At 46.8% G+C, this 19,256-nt stretch carries 10 protein-coding genes; 9 read left to right on the top strand and 1 reads right to left on the bottom strand.

Features of this window, described 5'->3' with window-relative positions; all coding sequences use genetic code 11:
- The first annotated feature begins 92 nt into the window (after positions 1-92).
- Positions 93-1,553, top strand: a complete 1,461-nt coding sequence (locus AC1DE7_RS07160; RefSeq protein ID WP_477534017.1) for an alpha-L-fucosidase — start codon at positions 93-95, stop codon at positions 1,551-1,553.
- Positions 1,554-1,834: 281 nt separating this feature from the next.
- Complete coding sequence (locus tag AC1DE7_RS07155; protein ID WP_477534016.1) at positions 1,835-3,352, top strand: exosporium glycoprotein BclB-related protein; 1,518 nt, start codon at positions 1,835-1,837, stop codon at positions 3,350-3,352.
- Between the two features lie 130 nt (positions 3,353-3,482).
- Here AC1DE7_RS07155 and AC1DE7_RS07150 read toward each other — a convergent pair whose 3' ends face one another.
- Positions 3,483-3,917, bottom strand: a complete 435-nt coding sequence (locus tag AC1DE7_RS07150; RefSeq protein WP_127545860.1) for a hypothetical protein — start codon at positions 3,915-3,917, stop codon at positions 3,483-3,485.
- Between the two features lie 993 nt (positions 3,918-4,910).
- Between AC1DE7_RS07150 and AC1DE7_RS07145 the strand changes: the two genes are divergently transcribed.
- From AC1DE7_RS07145 to AC1DE7_RS07115, 7 genes are all read left to right on the top strand, one after another.
- The gene (locus tag AC1DE7_RS07145) at positions 4,911-10,163 is read left to right on the top strand and encodes a S8 family serine peptidase (RefSeq protein ID WP_477534015.1); all 5,253 of its coding nucleotides are present in this window, start codon (positions 4,911-4,913) and stop codon (positions 10,161-10,163) included.
- 255 nt (positions 10,164-10,418) lie between these two features.
- Complete coding sequence (locus tag AC1DE7_RS07140; RefSeq protein WP_477534172.1) at positions 10,419-11,591, top strand: GntR family transcriptional regulator; 1,173 nt, start codon at positions 10,419-10,421, stop codon at positions 11,589-11,591.
- Positions 11,592-11,814: 223 nt separating this feature from the next.
- On the top strand, positions 11,815-13,116 hold the full coding sequence (locus AC1DE7_RS07135) for a glycoside hydrolase family 125 protein (RefSeq protein WP_282321549.1): 1,302 nt from the start codon (positions 11,815-11,817) through the stop codon (positions 13,114-13,116).
- A 78-nt stretch (positions 13,117-13,194) separates the two neighbouring features.
- Complete coding sequence (locus AC1DE7_RS07130; RefSeq protein WP_315372530.1) at positions 13,195-14,574, top strand: extracellular solute-binding protein; 1,380 nt, start codon at positions 13,195-13,197, stop codon at positions 14,572-14,574.
- Positions 14,575-14,641: 67 nt separating this feature from the next.
- Positions 14,642-15,508, top strand: coding sequence for a carbohydrate ABC transporter permease (locus AC1DE7_RS07125; RefSeq protein ID WP_477534014.1), 867 nt, complete (start codon positions 14,642-14,644; stop codon positions 15,506-15,508).
- Between the two features lie 22 nt (positions 15,509-15,530).
- Positions 15,531-16,355 (top strand): carbohydrate ABC transporter permease, encoded by an 825-nt coding sequence (locus AC1DE7_RS07120; RefSeq protein WP_036608291.1) that lies wholly within the window; start codon positions 15,531-15,533, stop codon positions 16,353-16,355.
- Positions 16,356-16,373: 18 nt separating this feature from the next.
- Entirely contained in the window at positions 16,374-19,166 is a 2,793-nt protein-coding gene (locus AC1DE7_RS07115; protein ID WP_477534013.1) for an alpha-mannosidase, read from the top strand.
- Positions 19,167-19,256: the final 90 nt, after the last annotated feature.

Here is a 19,256-nt window from a genome sequence, read left to right as displayed (position 1 = left end):
TCCATCTAAAAGTTAGTGTTCTGCATGTCTATCTTTCGGCCGTAGCACTACAATACAACTACAGACAATAACAGAAGGGATGAGAACATCTCATGGACAAAAACGAATATTTGCAACATATTGAAGCAACGATTGAGAGCGGTAAATTCAAGGACAACTGGAGTTCGCTTAGCGCCTTCCAAGTTCCTGAATGGTACCCAAAAGCGAAATTCGGCATATTCATTCACTGGGGGCTATATTCTGTACCGGCCTATGATAGCGAATGGTATTCGCGAAATATGTACATACAAGGCACCAAAGCTTATGAACATCACCTTGAGGTGTATGGACCTCATAAGGACTTTGGATATAAAGACTTCATTCCGATGTTTCGTGCAGAGAAGTTCGATGCAGACGAATGGGCAACGTTATTCAAACAGGCTGGAGCGAGATATGTTATGCCTGTGGCTGAGCACCATGACGGTTTTCAGATGTATAAAAGCTCTATCTCTCACTATAACACATATGAAATGGGCCCCAAACGGGATCTTCTGGGTGAGATGAAGGTTGCATACGAGAAGCAGGGGCTGACATTATGCGTGTCGTCTCACCGCGCCGAGCACTGGTTCTTCATGTCTCACGGGAAGGAGTTTGATTCAGATATTAAGGAACCCCTGGAGCGTGGGGATTTCTATTGGCCTGCCATGCCTGAACCCAAGGATCACTTCGACTTGTATGACTCACCTCCAACCGAGGAGTATCTGGAGGACTGGTTGATTCGCTGCTGTGAACTGGTCGATCAATATCAGCCAAAGGTCTTTTATTTTGATTGGTGGATTCAAACGGTTGCGTTCAAACCCTATCTTAAAAAATTTGCTGCCTATTATTATAACAAAGGCGAAGAGTGGGGCGTGCCTGTAGCTATCAATTATAAACATGAGGCCTACATGTTTGGGAGTGCCGTTCCGGATGTGGAGCGGGGACAGTTCGCTGAGCTCAAGCCCTATTTTTGGCAAACGGATACAGCTGTCGCTAAAAACTCATGGTGTTATACGGAAAATAATAACTATAAAACGGCTGAAGAGATCATTCGGGATCTCGTCGATATTGTAAGCAAAAACGGAAATTTACTGCTGAACATTGGGCCCAAAGCAGACGGCAGCATACCGGAAGAAGATCGTGAGATTTTGCTGAGCATTGGCAAGTGGCTGGAAGTGAATGGGGAAGCGATCTATGACACGTCATTCTGGCGTACGTTTGGCGAGGGTCCGACAGAGGTGAAGGAAGGGCAATTCACGGATGGGGATACGAAGATATTTACGAGTGAAGATATACGTTTTACGTTAAAAGAAAGCGATCTGTATGCCACAGTTCTTGCCTATCCAGATAACGGGGTGGTGCAGATTAAATCCCTGAAGGAAAATTCTCATCATTTTCAAGGGGTCATTCAAGATATTCAGGTACTTGGCTATGAAGAACAGCCAAAATGGGAGAGAACAGCGGACGCACTGACGATCACAACGACAACTGTGAAAAGTAATGCGCCTATTGTTTTCAAAATTAAATTGGACTAATCAACAAAGATAAATAAATACTGTAAATATAAAAAGGGCGCATCCAGGGGTATTGTACTCATCGGATAGCGCTCTTTTGGTTGGGCTATACATAGGGCTGACTTCCATGCAAAATCCTCTCCATGATAATGGAGGTTCCTCCAAGCTGAAAACTGTAATTCGGAAATTTACTTATATAATAATCACGAAATTCTTGCTTGCTAATATACTGATATCATCAAACCAGTGATGTTCGCCTGTAATGGATTAATTGAGACTCACTAAGGAGGATCTGCAAAAAGATGAAACCAAAGAAACGCATCAGATATGGTTGGAGCGGATTTAAGAAAAAAAAAGCTGAGGACTGTGACCATCCCCAAGAGCAGCACAAAGAACACCATCACGAGCACCATCATAACCACCACAATCATCATCACAATAACCACCATCATAAGTGTTTTGACAAAGAAGCCGAATTCCTTCTCAAATTAATTGGTGAGTTGAAGGGAGCAATTGTACAGGTTTTTGCCAATCCCACGCCTCACAATGTTTCACTTCTGATTGAGGTACTGCGTAAATTACTGGCTCTGGTTCATTGCTCGGATTTGAAAAAGGGAACCAAGGCAGATCTCGAAGCGATCTTGGAGCTTACCATTGTATCTGCAGAGGCCGTTCCATTTTCTCCGATCAGTGTGGGAACCAATTTGCAACAATTGCTGGATGTGCTCCTATCTGTCATTTTACAGGGGAATATCGATTCGGCTGAGAAAGATCAACTGGTCATTTTGATCCGGGCGACCGAATTGGCAATCACAACAGGGCTTAGAAACATAGGCAGTCAAGGTCCGGCAGGACCTGCAGGACCAGCGGGTCCTCAGGGCGTACCTGGTCCACAAGGCCCGGCTGGCGCTGCTGGTGCTCAGGGTGGTGTAGGTCCAGCTGGTACACCGGGAGGTGCTGGTGCCCAGGGACCAGCAGGTGCAACAGGTGTTACTGGAGCAACGGGTGCGGCAGGCCCAGCAGGTGGCGCAACAGGAGCGACAGGTGCAACGGGGAGTACAGGAGCTGTTGGGGTAGCTGGCGTTACAGGAGCGACAGGTGATCCTGGCGTAGCAGGAGCCACCGGAGTCACCGGGGCTACGGGTGCAGCTGGACTTGCGGGAGTCACCGGGGCTACCGGGGCAACAGGTGTGACAGGAGATACGGGTGCAGCCGGAATTGCAGGGGTAACCGGGGCGACCGGTGCAACTGGGATTGCGGGAGTAACTGGCAGCACTGGTGTTACTGGGGCTACGGGTTCTGGAGCCATTATACCGTTTGCTTCTGGCGGACCTGCCATATTAACAACGATTCTTGGTGGACTGGTTGGAACGACAAGCCTTATCGGTTTCGGCAGCTCGGCAACAGGAGTCAGCATTCTGGGTGGCACGATTGATTTAACGGGAACGATTGTCGGACCACTCATTAACTTTGCGTTCTCTGTTCCACGGGATGGTGTTATAACTTCGATTGCTGCCTATTTCAGTACCACAGCAGCCTTGGCCTTGGTTGGTTCAACGGTGACCATCACTGCGCAATTATTCAGTTCACCTACTCCTGATAATGCATTTACTGCGGTTCCGGGGGCGGTCGTTACACTGGCACCTCCACTCACCGGTATTATTGCATTGGGTAGTATCTCCAATGGCATAACAACCGGATTGACTATACCTGTTACTGCACAGACACGTCTGCTGCTGGTGTTCTCGGCAACGGCAGCCGGACTCACACTTGTGAATACGGTTGTCGGGTATGCAAGTGGCGGCGTGAACATTACATGATGAGATATAAATTTTGATCTGAGGCCGACTCAATCGTTTCTATAAAAATCATAAAGTAACCCCATGACTCATATGAGCCATGGGGTTAGAACTTTTTATAAATAATTGTGATATCTATTACTACCAATCATTAGTAGTAAATGTCATAGCTTCCACCATAACCATTGGGTGAGTAAGCTACAATTTTATGATAACCATACAAGTTCTCAAGAGTGATGCTTTTCGTTCCATAATCAGACACGATTACTCTTCCATCTCCCTTCAGGGTTCCACTCATATCTTCAACTTTAAACACATATTCCCCTGTTGTAAGAGGGTTAAACCTAAAGGTGACTTTTCCACTCAAGTAAATATCGGTACTATATCCACCATTGAAATATTCTCTTAAGGGATTTGGGGCAAAAATATTAATTTCTTGTGCTTGGGACTGTTGTTGTGTCTGAACTTCCTGGGAGGAAGGGTTAGTTAGCGTAAGAGCTTCATCAGCGAATACCGCTGGAACAGATGCTAAAAGCATCGCCATGGAAGAAAGAGCTGCAATTGCTGTTTTTTGATATTTTTTCACAATCAAACATCTCCTTTTGGTATATAAAATTTAAATTAGATTAGAGTTCGTACTGTTCACAAAAAGACAAAAGATCAATAGAGCAGTAGCTTTCCTCACAGTCATTTCCTAGGATGAGAGTGAGGTTGATCTGGCGCCAAATGTATGTTACAAGATAATCCTACATTTAATTCCAAATATATACAATACAGTTTTCATGATTTTCTGTACTATTTTTGTTAAATATATACTTTATTCATATATAGTTCACAAATTAACATTTATAAGCTCAGACGATTACGGAGAGGGAATACACGATTCGAACACGCCATAAACGAAAATTGACACAGTAGGATGAGCCTCTGCTTTGCCACTTTGTTTGAATAGTAACCTTGAACATCAAGTCGTAGTTTCATAGAACTACTACATTTGTTGATTAAGCGAAATGAAATACATAAATGCGAAATGAGAGTATGAATACGTAAGCGACATGAGACACATAAAAGCATTAAATAGACTTATTTTCTATATTTTTCAATAAAGTGCTTGTATATATCGAATAATGATTTTATACTATACCAATAAAATCCAATTAAATTCCTAATCGACTATTATATGTAATTAAAATGTTTAACTACTCACTCGAATCACGATCGAAAGTCATATCCACCACTCCTTAGCAAGCGTTCTGCTAACGCTCCAGATTACCCTTCCACATGAATGCTTATAGACATTCACTCTCATTGCATTATTCAATCACCCAAACTATTCACTTACATGGTTTAATCCGATTCATTCAATCTCCTAAACTTCCAAGTAAAAAATCATAGACTGATCTGTTATCTCTTCTGACTCATATTGTTCCCTAACCAGACCTGTAAAGGAGGTGAGGCTTTATGTGAAATCCAGGGTATCTATTTCGTACGCAATAAAGGTTATTTACCGTTTCATTCTGTAGAGAAGGGCATATGTACCAGACTAAATTAAAAAACCGGGTAAAAGGAGTGGAAAAGTTTGATAAAGATTAATCGGTTACGCAAGCCCATCTCCATGGGGCTCTCGCTTCTCCTTGCATTTTCGATCATTCATCCGGTTTCAGCTGAAAACTCCACATCATCCAAATTGGATATGAAATCAGGACTTGCCAAAGTTACGGAGTCCAAAGTAAACGCCAAGTTGACCAAAGAATTTGATGGTAGTGAATATGTGACCTATCTGGTGAAAATGAAGGAACAGGTGGATACAGCAGCAGTCTCCAAACAGGCCCTTGAAAAGGCGACCATCGCCAAACAAACGGCTTCAGCCACAAAGCTGTCCGTTCGTAATTCGGTCGTCAGCTCTCTGCGGGAAACGGCCTCGCGTACACAATATCCATTGGAAACTTATCTGGAAAAGGAAGTTGACCTGGGTAAGGTCAAAGAATATAAAAGCTATTTTATCGTCAATTCACTGGCAGTAACGAGTACCAAAGAAGTCATGGAACAGATTGCGCTGCTGCCTGAGGTGGAGAAGATTCTACCGAATGAGACGAGATACTTACAGAAAGCCGAAGTGAGTAAAGAACCGGCGAATGCGGCACCAGGCAAAGATGCTGTCCAAACGCCAGCTAAAGACTCTTCAGTCGGTGTCAAAGACAAAGACAAAGAGCCTGCTGCAAAGGACAAGCTTGCGACAGAGAACGTGGAATGGAACTTGGATTACATCAATGCGCCAGCCGTGTGGGATCGGGGCATCGATGGAACAGGGATTGTTGTTGCCAATCTGGACAGCGGTGTGGATTATACTCACCCTGCGCTTCGCAGCAAATGGCGGGGATTGGATGCCTCGGGCAATATCGTTGATCCCGAACTGAGCTGGTATGATCCGCACAGTAATGCTTCCCTCCCTGCGGACGAAGACGGACATGGTACGCACACGATGGGTACGATGGTTGGCTCCGAAGCAGATGGTACCAACCAGATCGGGGTTGCTCCCGGTGCAAAATGGATTGGTGTGCGGATATTCAATCCGGAAACAACAGATGCCATTATTCTGGATGGCGGACAATGGTTGATCGCTCCGGTGGATGCGGAAGGTAATCTGCATCCTGAACTTGCACCGGATGTTGTTAACAACTCGTGGGGCGGAGGCGCAGGATTGGATGAATGGTTCCGTCCTATGGTCCAAGCTTGGCGTGATGCTCAGATTTTCCCGGAATTCTCCGCAGGAAATGTGAGACTGGGTAACCCGGGCGGACCTGGTTCTGTTGCTAACCCAGCCAACTATCCTGAAAGTTTTGCTACAGGAGCAACCGATATCAACGGAAATCTGGCTTCGTTCTCCCTGCTGGGCCCATCCCCGTATGGTGAGATCAAACCGGAAGTATCTGCACCTGGTGTGAATATCCGTTCATCAGTTCCGGGCGGAGTATATGAGGGAGGCTGGAACGGAACATCCATGGCAGGCCCGCATACAACTGCACTTGCTGCACTGCTGCTTCAGGCCAATCATTCCCTTACGGTGGATCAGCTGGAGCAGATCATTACAGATACAGCCACGCCGAGAACGGATAGTCAGTATCCGACCTCTCCTAATAACGGCTACGGTCACGGCATTATTAATGCCCTTGATGCTGTGGGTTCTGTACTCGAAGGAATTGGCACAGTATCCGGCAGAGTGGTTACAGCCGGAGATGATCTGGAAGAGCCAGTACTGGCACATACCCCTGTCAATTCAGCCTTTACAGGCATTGATATACCATTAACCGCTCATGTGACAGATAACGTCGCGGTAGTCTCCGTCGAGGCTTTTGCCAAAACGACAGGTACCAACCAGTACGTCTATCTGCCGATGAACCGGATTTCTGGAGATAACAAAGATGGGACGTATACAGCGACAATCCCTGCTTTTCTTATTGAACCGCAAGGTGTGGAGTATTATATCCGCGTGAATGATTACGGCAACAACGGATTCGAAAGTCAGGTATATAAAGTGGCTGTGTCCAATGGTGTGAAGCCAGGATACCTTCAGGATTTTGAAGAAGATCAGCTGGGCTTCACGACTGGCGGAACCGGAAGTACCTGGGTATGGGGAGCACCAAGCAGTGGTCCTGGAAGTGCATACTCCGGTGACAAGGTGATTGCAACCAATCTGCAAGGAACTTATGTGGCGAATAGCAATGCATATCTGCTTGCGCCGCCTATTGATCTAACCGAGAGTCCAGAAGGGGCGTTATTATCCTTCAAGCACTGGTATGACTTGGAGAATAACATCGACTTCGGCAAGGTATACATCGCTTCCGAGGATAGCGATTATGTGTTCGAAGAGCTGTTAACCTTCACGGGTACAGGTGGCAATTGGAAGACACAATATGTGGATCTTCGTGAATACGCGGGACAGCAGGTGTTCATCAAGTTCAATCTGACGAGCGATAATTCATTGCAAAAGGCTGGCTGGTACATTGATGATTTCGCTGTAGAAGAGTTGGATGAGATTGCTCCGGGCGCTCCTGCCGGATTGTCTGCGACGGCCGATATTCTTGGTAATGTAGCTTTGAGCTGGACGGGTCCGAGCGATGAGGATCTCGAATCCTATATCGTATATCGCTCCACAACCGCAGGTGCAGGTTATGAATCCATTGGAACTGCAACAGGAACAACGTTTACAGATACGGCTACGGTGACAGATTCGACGTATTATTATACCGTTGCCGCACTTGATTATAGTGGCAATGAAAGCGACAAATCGAATGAGGTCTCCATTACCGTAGAGGTGCCTCAGGATATCTACATCGATCATTTCGATGGCAGTGATGATAACGGCTGGACTCATTCAGGAACCAAAGATGAGTGGGAACGCGGTATTCCGGTAACGGGACCTGCCAGCGCGGTTTCTCCACCGAATGTCTGGGCGACTGATCTCGACAATACGTACGAGAGTGGCTCCAACTATTCACTCGTATCTCCGGTCATTGATTTGACGGATGTGTCCGAAGGAACACTCACGTTTAATCATTGGTACGAGATTGAGAGTGGATACGACTACGGGTATGTGGAAGTCACCAAGGATGGTGGAACCACATGGTCAGAACTGGGCAAATTCTCACATAGTACAAACGGTAAACAATGGACACCCGTATTTTATGATCTGGATGCACTTACCGGTAATGAAGTTCAATTCCGATTCCGCCTGACCTCAGATAACAGTGTTGTGAAGACAGGCTGGTTCATTGATGATTTCCGTGTACTGGGAGTTGCTGCGGAGACGGTAACGGAGGACAGTGCGGTTGTGCTTAACAATGACAAACCGAAACCGTCCTATGATAATCCATGGTACAAAATTTCGCGGACAGACAAAGCGGAATTTAACAAAACGAAACAGCCACAACCGGAAGTTGAAAAACCAGAAACAGGTTCGGTTAATCCACAAAGCCTGCCTGCAAGTGCAACGGTTACCGTACTGGAAACCGGACGTTCGGTGAAGACAGATCCAGCTACAGGCAAGTATAACTTCACACACGTAGCAGGTGATTACACGTTAAAAGCTGAAGCATATGGCTATTATCCTCAAACTCAACAGGTGACGATTACAGATGGCAATGGAGCCAAAGCCAACTTTAATCTGGAGGCAATCCCGCATGGACAGATTGAAGGTGTAGTAACGGATGAGCGGACAGGACAACCACTGGCTGACGCTTCCGTTCTCGTGGTGGAAGATGCCAATGTAGGTGAAGTTCGCACAGGTTCAGATGGCAGCTTCGATATTCAGGTATTGGAAGGAAGTTATACCCTGTCCATCCGGGCTGCTGATTATTACAGTAAAACCGTTACTGTGACTGTACCTGGTAATGGGACAGCAGAGGCAAATGTTGCCTTGAAGCCGTTCATCGGTTTCCCTGGAGAAATTGCTTATGATGATGGAACAGCAGAGAACGCACGAGCTTTTAATGCTGCGGATAACGCTTGGGCAGTTCGAATGACACCAGAGCTGGAGACCGCTCAACTGACAGGTGCATCGTTCCGATTCTGGAACACCGAATGGCCTGTACCTGGAGGCACAGCGTTCCAATATGCCGTATATGATGCTTCGGGTGCGGGCGGAGCTCCGGGACGACAACTGGCTGGACCATTTGACGGTACTGCACTTCGTAACGATCAATGGACAACTGTTGAATTCCCGGAACCGGTCATTGTAACGGGTGATTTCTATATCGTGTATGTACAGAGTTTAGCTGGAACTAGCGCTCCGGGACTCGCTACCGATGAGGATGGTCCAAATGCAGGTCGAAGCTGGCAGCGAGTAGGTGGAGCGTGGAGTACTTCACCTGATGAAGAAGGTAACTACATGATTCGTGCAGTTGTGAGATATCCGGTAAATGCACCTGTGCTCACAGCACCTGCAAACACGTATACGAATCAATCAACCTTCACCGTGTCGGGAACGTCTCCGGCATCTGGAGCTCAGATCAAGATCTACAATGGCAAGGATCTGGCTGGCACTACAACGGTGGCAAATGGGAAGTTCTCATATGGTGTGAAGCTCCGTTCTGGCATTAATGCGATTACTGCGGAGGCAGTTGTAGACGGTAAAACAACGGACCGTTCACTCCCCGTAGTCATTATTCTGGATCAGACCAAACCACAATTGACGATTCTTACGCCAGTTCAGGGGGATCGCATCAATGCAGAAGTGGTTCACGTAACGGGTAATGTCGTGGAACAATTCCTCGATAAGGTAACCGTTAACGGACAAACCGTACAAGTGGGTAAAGACAGAAGTTTCAGTCACCGTGTATTGGTCAATGAAGGCGAGAACACAATTACCATTACAGCAACCGATATCGCTGGTAACAAAACAACCGTAACCCGCACCGTCTATGTGGAAACGGCGTTGCCAGAACTTACGAATATTACTCCGGCTGAGGATGTTCGAATCACATCAGGGGAGAGTGTTACCGTTTCATTTGATAGTAAACCTGGTCTGCAAGCATCTTTCCGTATTCAGTTACCTTTGAATCTGGATGCCCAAGGGGCAGGAGAGATTCCATTGGTAGAGACTGAACCTGGTCGTTACACGGGTACGTACACAACACCTTCATCCCTTGTTCTGGATGGTGGAGTCATTGTGATTCGAGCTCAGGATGCAGCAGGCAACAAAGTAGAGGCGGAAGCAGCTGGACGATTGTTCGTCAGCGCAGCACAAGAACAACCAGTTCCAGAACCAGATTCGAGCCCTGAAGAGACTGAAACGGAAGTGGGTCCATCGTCCGCTGAGGGTCTTCAACCTTAATTATGCAAAGTGTGACATGGATGTTAACTACGTTTTGACCATCTAAGCAAGAAGCCGATAAGCCGAGGTATCAGGGCTTGTCGGCTTTTTGTTGTCTCGATTCACAACTGACGCCTAAGATTAATGAAGCATCCATCGGGATGCTTTTTCTTTTGCTCTCATATGACAGCAGGTGAGTTGTCTCCTTTCTTCACATTAATGATATAACATGATATATTAGGATGTAGAACATGAGAAGTATGGGTATTTATGGAGGTGCTTGTATTGGGGAAAGACTCGGCATCCAAGCCGATGTATGAACAGATCTTTGAATCCTTGCGCGAACGGATACAGCTTCATCAATATCAAGTGGGTGAGCGTGTTCCTTCGGAAAAGGAATTATGTGATGAATTCGGAGTTAGCCGGATTACAACTAAAAAAGCGCTTGAGATGCTGGCAAGTGAACAATTAATTGTTCGTCAGCCGGGACGGGGTTCTTTTGTTGCTGATACGGCAGATATGTTACAGGAAAGACCTAACAGACCTGCTCCGCGTGCTTCGGTTAAAGATCCAGAGAAGAAGCTGCTCATTGGTCTGGTCATTACTAATTTCAGTGACATGTATGGTACAGAACTGTTATATGGGATGGAAGAAGCTTCACGAGAGCATGATTGTTTTCTCGTACTTAGACGCTCCTTCGGGATTCCCGAACAGGAGGAACAGAGCATTCAGGAATTGCTGGAACTGGGTGTGGACGGATTGATTATTTTCCCGGCACAGGGTGAATATTTCAGCGATGAGATTCTTAAACTGGTCGTTAACAAATTCCCGTTTGTCCTGATTGACCGGTACTTGAAAGGCATTCCGGCTTCATCTGTCAGTACGGATAATGTAGGCGCGGCGCGAGAAGGGATGAATTATTTGTTCGATCTCGGTCACCGACACATCGCTTTTCTGACGCAGCCTCCGGCGAACACTACACCCATTGAAGAACGAATTGAAGGCATTATTGAGGCTCACAATGATCAAGGAGTTCTGGTGAACAGGGAACTGTGGTTAGAATCTTTTCTTTCGACACTGCCAAGTGTGTTTGATCCTCAAGTCGAGGTCCGTGATGTGGAGACACTGGTGGAACATTTACAGAAATACCCCCAGATTACTGCACTCTTTGCTGCGGAGTATCATATTGCTTTACTTGCAGAACAGGCAGCGGATCGGCTTGGTCTGAGAATTCCAGAAGATATGTCCATCATTTGCTTTGACAGTCCAAATGCTGCCGAAGGAAGCCGTGTAACCCATATGAGACAAAGCCAGTTTGATATGGGAAAACAGGCATTCGAGATGGTGCTTCAAAGTATGCAGAACAACGAAATGACAGTGAACAGAGTTGTTTTACCTGCCCGATTGGTGAAGGGTAAGTCAACGAGTATGGTGAAACAAAAGGGTTAATTATAACAACTTAATATTCATTGTGTTCAATCAGGGGCTTCGTATAAACGAGGCCTCTTTTTGGTGCGGATAAAATGGGGAGAATTGCTTTAAATGGTATATTATTTGGTGTCTTCAAATTAAAATAACATGCTAATATACAAATAAATATATTGACATAACATTATATTCGTTTTAGGATGATGAAAGCGGTTAACAAACTGGATTACATAAGGAGGACAACATGCTGACACCCAGAGATGATCAAGAAATTTCCCCCTCGATATACGACATGATTGATCAGGTTAACAAACGTATGCCGGATTATCCGGAACTCAACCAAATGTTTAAAAATTGTTTTACCAATACGATGGCAACCACAATTCAGCGCAAAGAAGATGGAACAACTTTTGTGATTACGGGAGATATCCCTGCCATGTGGTTACGTGATTCTGCCGCTCAGGTCAGACCTTATCTGGTTCTCGCTTCAGAGGATGAAGATATCGCTGACATGATCGCTGGACTGGTTGAACGTCAACTGAAATATATTCTCCTGGACCCTTATGCAAACGCTTTTAATGAGACGGAGAGTGGAAAAGGACATCAGGAAGACCTGACGCAGATGAATGATTGGATCTGGGAACGGAAGTATGAGATCGACTCACTGGCTTATCCGATTCAGCTCAGTTATCTCTTGTGGAAGAACACGGGAAGAACAACTCAATTCAATGATACGTTCCGTAAAGCAGCCCAGATCATCATGCAGTTATGGCAAGTGGAACAGCATCATGAGACGAAATCACCCTACACATTCCAACGTCTGGATGCTCCCGAAACCGATACGCTCACCCGAGAGGGACGAGGTACTGAAACAGCTTACACAGGCATGACCTGGTCGGGATTCCGTCCCAGTGACGATCGATGTGAATATGGTTATCTGATTCCTTCCAATATGTTCGCTGTTGTGGCGCTTCGATATCTACAGGAAATTGCTGAAGCTGTGTTCGAGGATGAAACGCTGGCAGCGAATGCTCAGCAGTTGGAGGAACAGATCAACAAAGGTATTCAGGATTATGGCACCGTTGAACATCCGGAATATGGAACCATATATGCGTACGAAACGGATGGGAAAGGCAATCACAATCTGATGGATGATGCCAATGTGCCGAGCCTGCTGTCTTTACCTTATCTCGGATATGTGGAGGAGAACGACGAGGTGTATCAGAATACACGCCGTTTCATTTTATCCACGCACAACCCGTATTTTTATGAGGGAACAGCAGCAGCGGGAATCGGTAGTCCGCATACACCGGAAGGGTACATCTGGCATATCGCTTTATCGATGCAGGGGCTGACTACAGAGGATCGCAATGAAAAACTACGATTGCTTCAGCTCATCCATAAGACGGATGCGGATACCGGACTGACCCATGAAGGTTTTTCGGCCAACAATCCACATGAATATACACGTCCATGGTTTTCATGGTCCAACATGCTCTTTAGTGAACTGATTATGGATTATTGCGGATTCCGCGTACAGAAATAGATAGGGAAGCAAGAGATAACCTGCGAGTACATCATAACGTTCGGAGTTCGTTGAATTCCGACAAGAGGAGAGCGAATCATGAGAAAAATATCATTGAAAATGCCGGTAGCAGCAGTTATGACATCCTTGCTCATTCTTACTACAGCCTGTTCGGGCGGAAGCTCAAGCACAGGCACAACCAGTGACGGCAAGAAGGAAGTAACTGTATCGTTCCGTTCTTCAGGATCTGAAGATACACTTACGAAATTCTTCCAATCAGGCTTGGTGGATCAATTCGAGAAAGAAAACCCGGATATCAAAATCAACATTGCGCCTGTACTGGCAAGTGAAGGCGATTATACGTCCAAAATGGTTCTGCAAATGAAATCCCCGGATACGGCGCCAGATGTCATTGCTGAAGATACGTCGATCATCAAATCCGATGCTGCTGCGGGATATCTGGAGCCGCTGGATTCACAGGTTCAGGGATGGTCCGATTGGGAAGAACACATCATCGACAACCTGAAGGCAGGAGTTACAGGTGAAGACGGCAAGGTGTACGGCGTTCCGGCTACCTCGGATACACGCGGAATCTGGTACAACAAGGAACTGTTTCAACAGGCGGGACTTGAAGTTCCGTTCAAACCTGCAAGTTGGGCAGAAGTACTTGAAGCAGCACGTACGATCAAGCAAAAACTGCCGGGTGTGACGCCACTTAATATGATCGTGGGCAAAGCAAACGGTGAAGGTGTCACCATGCAAACACTGGAAATGCTGCTCTATGGTACGACGGACACGCTGTATAACGACACCAGCAAGAAATGGGTCGTGAACAGCCCGGGGCTACTGGATTCCTTCAAATTCATAGATCAAGTTTTTAACACGGATAAAACAGGTCCAACCATGCAGGTTGCCCTGAATGGACAAGCTGGCAGTATTGCATTCCAGCAACAGTTCCCGCAAGACAAACTGGCGATGGCTGTAGATGGTAGCTGGGCAGGTTCGACATGGGCCGAGAACGGTGCTGCTCCAATCGCCAACGTTGAAGAAAAAATAGGTTTTGCACCATTCCCAACACAAAATGGGGAAGAACCTGGAGCGACTACGATGTCTGGAGGATGGGCCTGGTCTGTTCCTGCACAGGCGAAGAACAAGGAAGAAGCTTGGAAATTTATCGAGTTTCTGATGAATAAGGAAAATGCGACTGCACGCGTAGTAGCGGAAGGCAGCCTCAGCCCACGTAATGATTCCACAGAAGTTGAAGGTTATACGGATCGTCCATATACAAAAGAAGCACAGGAACTTTTGAATGTGGCTCACTTCCGTCCAGCGAACGATCAATATGCAGCGGTATCCGCACAATTGCAAAGCATTGTTGAGAGTATTGCCTCTGGCAAGCTGACGCCGGAAGAGGGAGTTACACAATTGAAGGACAACGTATCCCGTTCCCTTGGCGCGGACAGCATCGAAGAGAAATAAGGATATCGATATATTCGGAGGGGGAGGCACAATCTCCCCTTTTTCCGGTTCGAATGGAGAGTGACTTATGAAAAGGAAAGCACCAGGTTCATTTCTGTTTCTCATGCCTTCCGTACTGTTATTACTTGTGTTTTTCATTGTTCCCATCATTCTGACGATCTGTTTTGCCTTTACGAATATGGCTCTGACTGGGGCGGCAGCCAAGAGTTTGGAGTTTGTCGGATTCCAGAATTTCATTAATATGTTCCATGATCCGGACTTCCGGATTAGTGTCTGGCATACGCTGGTCTTTCTCATCTTCTCCGCAGTGATTGGTCAGGTATTGCTTGGATTCATTCTGGCCCTTCTAATGAAGGAGAAAAATGTGACGTTCCGCCGGGTCATCGGCATCATCGTCATTGCCGGTTGGGTGACACCCGAGATTGTCGTGGCATTCTGTATGGTCGCCTTTTTCAGTGACAATGGTTCATTGAATCAGATCCTCGGCTGGTTTGGAGCGAATCCGGTCTCCTGGTTGTTCAGTTTCCCTATGGTGAGTGTCATTATCGCGAATATCTGGCACGGCACAGCCTTTTCGATGATGGTCTATCAGTCGGCACTGGATGATATCCCGAAGGAAGTTGAAGAAGCTGCGATTATTGATAGTGCCACCGGGTTCCAGATTGTCAGACACATTACGATTCCAATGGTAAAAGGGTCCATCGTGACCAACATGATGTTGGTTACTCTACAGACACTGGGTGTGTTCACGCTGATCTATACAATGACCGGTGGTGGCCCGGGTACTTCGACACAAACCTTGCCGATCTTCATGTACAATCAGGCCTTTGTGAACTATCAGTTTGGATACGGCACAGCCATATCTCTGGTTCTGTTGTTCATCGGTATTATCGCCAGCCTGTTCTACATGCGATCCATGAAAGTGAAAGTGTAACCATGAAGGAGGTTCGATCCCTATGGTCAAACATGGGCTTCAACGCAAAATCCAGTACGGGATTCTAGTCTTTCTAGGACTCTGTTTTTTATTGCCGCTGCTCTGGATCATTTTGGCTTCATTTGACCCGAATGCGCAACAGGGCATCAAAATGCCCAGTACCTGGACCATTCAAAATTTCAAGGATGTACTCGGGGATTCGAGCAATCTTCGTTCATTCGGTGTAGGCCTGATTCTGTCGGGAGGGCAAGCGATATTGGTTGTTCTGGTATCGGTTCTTGCTGCTTATCCATTATCCCGTTATGAAATGAGATTCAAAAAAAGCTTCCTGTTATCCATTTTGTTCATGACAGCTCTTCCGATTACTGCCGTGATGGTTCCGGTATTTCAAATGTTTCTGTTCTTCAAAATGCAAAACAGCATCATTGCCACGATGCTGTTCCTGACTGCATCTTCACTTCCTTACGGCATCTGGATGATGAAAAACTTTATGGATTCGGTGCCAATCGATTTGGAAGAATCGGCATGGATTGACGGAGCGTCCGTGTGGAGTAGTTTGAGACGAATCGTGGCGCCATTGATGTTGCCTGGTATTGCAACGATTGCGATATTTACTTTTTCGGGAAGTTGGGGCAACTTCTTCGTGCCATACATCCTGCTCCAGACACCGGAGAAACTTCCGGCATCGGTCACGATTTATCAATTTTTCGGCAGCCACGGTATGGTTGAATACGGCAGGTTGGCTGCATTTTCACTACTTTATACAATGCCTTCGGTTGTGCTATATATCTTCTCCCAGCGTTACATGTCCAAAGGATTCAGCATGGGCGGAGCAACCAAAGGTTAATGACAGGAGGTACGCAACATGACAACCAAAAAGATGGCACATCTCATCTCGCATACCCATTGGGACCGCGAATGGTATATGCCTTATGAACACCATCATGTACTGCTCATTGAGCTGATGGATAAACTGCTGGACACGCTTGATCAGGACCCGGAATATCGCTATTTCCATCTGGATGGGCAGACGATTATTCGTGAAGATTATTTGCAGGTTCGGCCCGAACAGCAGGAGAGGCTCGACCGTTATATTCGTGAAGGACGCATTCATTTTGGTCCATGGTATGTGTTACAGGATGAGTTTCTGACCAGCAGCGAGGCCAACTTGCGTAATCTGCTCATCGGTCATCGTGATGCTCGACCCTTGGGTGTGGTATCCAAGACGGGATACTTCCCAGACTCGTTTGGAAATATGGGACAAGCACCGCAGATTCTGCAACAGGCGGATATTCATAACGCGATCTTTGGACGCGGGGTAAAGCCTACCGGATTCAATAATGCCGTGGTTGATGCGGATAGTTACGAATCTCCCTATTCCGAGATGATCTGGCGTTCGCCGGATGGTTCGGAAGTGCTCGGCATTTTGTTCGCGAATTGGTACTGCAATGGGATGGAGGTTCCGGTTGATTCGGAGAAAGCCCGAGCCTATTGGGATAAAAATCTGGCGGATGCCGAGAAGTTTGCCTCGACTCCACATCTGTTGTTCATGAATGGTTGTGATCATCAGCCGATCCAGACGGATCTGCCCGAGGCTTTACGTACGGCGGCTGCGTTGTATCCTGATGTAGAATTTATCCACTCCAATTTTGACGATTACATTGAGGCGGTTACGAAGGAAGTGCCTGAGCATCTGGCGACCATTGAGGGCGAGCTTCGCAGTCAGCATACGGATGGTTGGGGAACACTGGTGAATACGGCATCTGCCAGGGTTTATCTGAAACAGTTGAATCAGCAGGGGCAGATGTTGCTTGAAAAAGTAGCCGAACCACTCGCCGCCATGGCCCATATAGCTGGGGTAAAGGATTATCCGCACCATCTGTTGTCACATGCATGGAAGATGCTGATGCAGAACCACCCGCATGATAGCATCTGTGGGTGCAGTGTCGATGAGGTTCACCGTGAGATGGTGACCCGCTTTGCCAAGAGCAGACAACTTGCAGAGAAGTTGGTTTCCCAGAGTGCGCAGGCGATTGCTGAGTCCATTCATGTGCAACCTGCTGAGGCTTGGGGAGAGGAAGCGGTGCCGTTTACCGTGTTCAACACGAGTGGTTGGAATCGAAATGGAATCATTGAGATGGACCTGATTGTGGACAAAGCATTTTTCCCGGAAGGTCCTAACCCTCAGGCGCTTGCGCAGAAGGTGGAGAAAGATGCACTGCCAGTGTATCAGCTGGTCGATTCGGATGGACGCACATACTCGGCAGAAATCAAGGATCTGGGTGCGCATTTTGGCTATGAACTTCCGAAGGATCGTTTCCGACAGCCTTATATGGCTCGTAAAGTAAGAGTGACTTTCCAGGTGGTGGATGTACCTTCGCTGGGATATAAGACGTATGCTCTCATTCCAGTCGAGAAGCAAGCAGAGATTGCTGAAGTGCCCGATAAGAGTGAACTCATCCAGGTTCAGGGAATGATGATGGAGAACGGTCAATTGCGGGTGACGGTTGAAGAGAATGGTACGGCAACGATTGAAGATAAGGTCTCAGGTGCTGTATACCAGGGATTGAATTCATATGAGAATACCGGTGATATCGGCAATGAATATGTCTACCGTCAACCCGAGGGAGAGACAACGCTGACCACGGAGCATCTGAAGGCAGACCTGCAGATTGTGGAGCAATCTCCGTATCGGGTGGTCATGGAAAGTGTATTACTCTGGGATATTCCTGCTGGAGCAGATGAACTGTTCGAGCTGGAGAAGCGCCAAATGGTTCCTTTTACAGAACGGAAGGCGCAGCGAGTTGAGAAAACCGTTCCGCTTGTGATTACGACAAAGTATACGTTGGAAGCAGGCAGTAATATGGTCAAGGTAAAATCTGACTTTAACAATCAGGCCAAGGATCATCGACTGCGCGCACTCTTTCCATCAGGACTGGTGACAGAGGATCATTATGCAGATTCCATCTTTGAAATTGCCAAACGTTCCAATACACCGGCCAAAGAATGGGTGAATCCGAGTAATGCGCAACATCAGCAGGCATTTGTACATGTGACCGATGGCGATCATGGCTTGATGATTGCAAACAAAGGGCTGAATGAATACGAGATTTTACAGCATGAAGAGGGCAGTACGATTGCGGTTACGCTGCTGCGTGCCTCTTCGGAGTTGGGAGATTGGGGTGTGTTTGAAACACCGGAAGCCCAATGTCTGGGACCTCAGAGCGTGGAATATGCAATCATTCCATTTGCGGGCGATGCCGCACAGTCAGGTGCATGTGCATCCGCATACGTGTATCCGATTCCGTGGACGACTGTACAGCAAGGGGCACTTGCGTATACATTTGAGCGAGAAAGTCATGCCGGTGCCGATGGGCATAAGGTTGAACTGCCTCTGTCGAAGCGATGGCTGGCATGGAATGCACAAGGTTCGTCACTAGCCTTCTCCACATTGAAGATCGCAGAGGAAACCGGAGATTTGATTGCTCGCTGGTATAATCTAAACTCCGAACCCGTTGAGTTGAACGTGCAAACTGGATTCGAAACTGCCTCCGTTTATGAGAGCGATGTGCTGGAACGGGTTAAGGGCAAGTTGGAGGGGCATAGCCAGACGGTATCGGGGTACAAGATTGTTACACAAGGGTATGCGTTACGGTGAGTTGATTTTTGAATATGATAATTATAGAAACCTTCTGTTCACGGTAGCGTGGGCAGGAGGTTTTTGTTAGTCAAAATAATCACCCACTAA

This window comes from Paenibacillus sp. 10L310 (assembly GCF_056395745.1).
The sequence above is the reverse complement of the archived record's forward strand: the minus strand, read 5'-3'. Positions and strand labels throughout refer to the sequence as shown.

Bases quoted from the DNA above. Each gene is read 5' to 3' on its own strand.
- AC1DE7_RS07155 (WP_477534016.1), top strand. From the start codon at position 1,835: ATGAAACCAAAGAAACGCATCAGATATGGTTGGAGCGGATTTAAGAAA.
- AC1DE7_RS07120 (WP_036608291.1), top strand. From the start codon at position 15,531: ATGGTCAAACATGGGCTTCAACGCAAAATCCAGTACGGGATTCTAGTC.
- AC1DE7_RS07135 (WP_282321549.1), top strand. From the start codon at position 11,815: ATGCTGACACCCAGAGATGATCAAGAAATTTCCCCCTCGATATACGAC.
- AC1DE7_RS07160 (WP_477534017.1), top strand. From the start codon at position 93: ATGGACAAAAACGAATATTTGCAACATATTGAAGCAACGATTGAGAGC.
- AC1DE7_RS07125 (WP_477534014.1), top strand. From the start codon at position 14,642: ATGAAAAGGAAAGCACCAGGTTCATTTCTGTTTCTCATGCCTTCCGTA.
- AC1DE7_RS07130 (WP_315372530.1), top strand. From the start codon at position 13,195: ATGAGAAAAATATCATTGAAAATGCCGGTAGCAGCAGTTATGACATCC.
- AC1DE7_RS07115 (WP_477534013.1), top strand. From the start codon at position 16,374: ATGACAACCAAAAAGATGGCACATCTCATCTCGCATACCCATTGGGAC.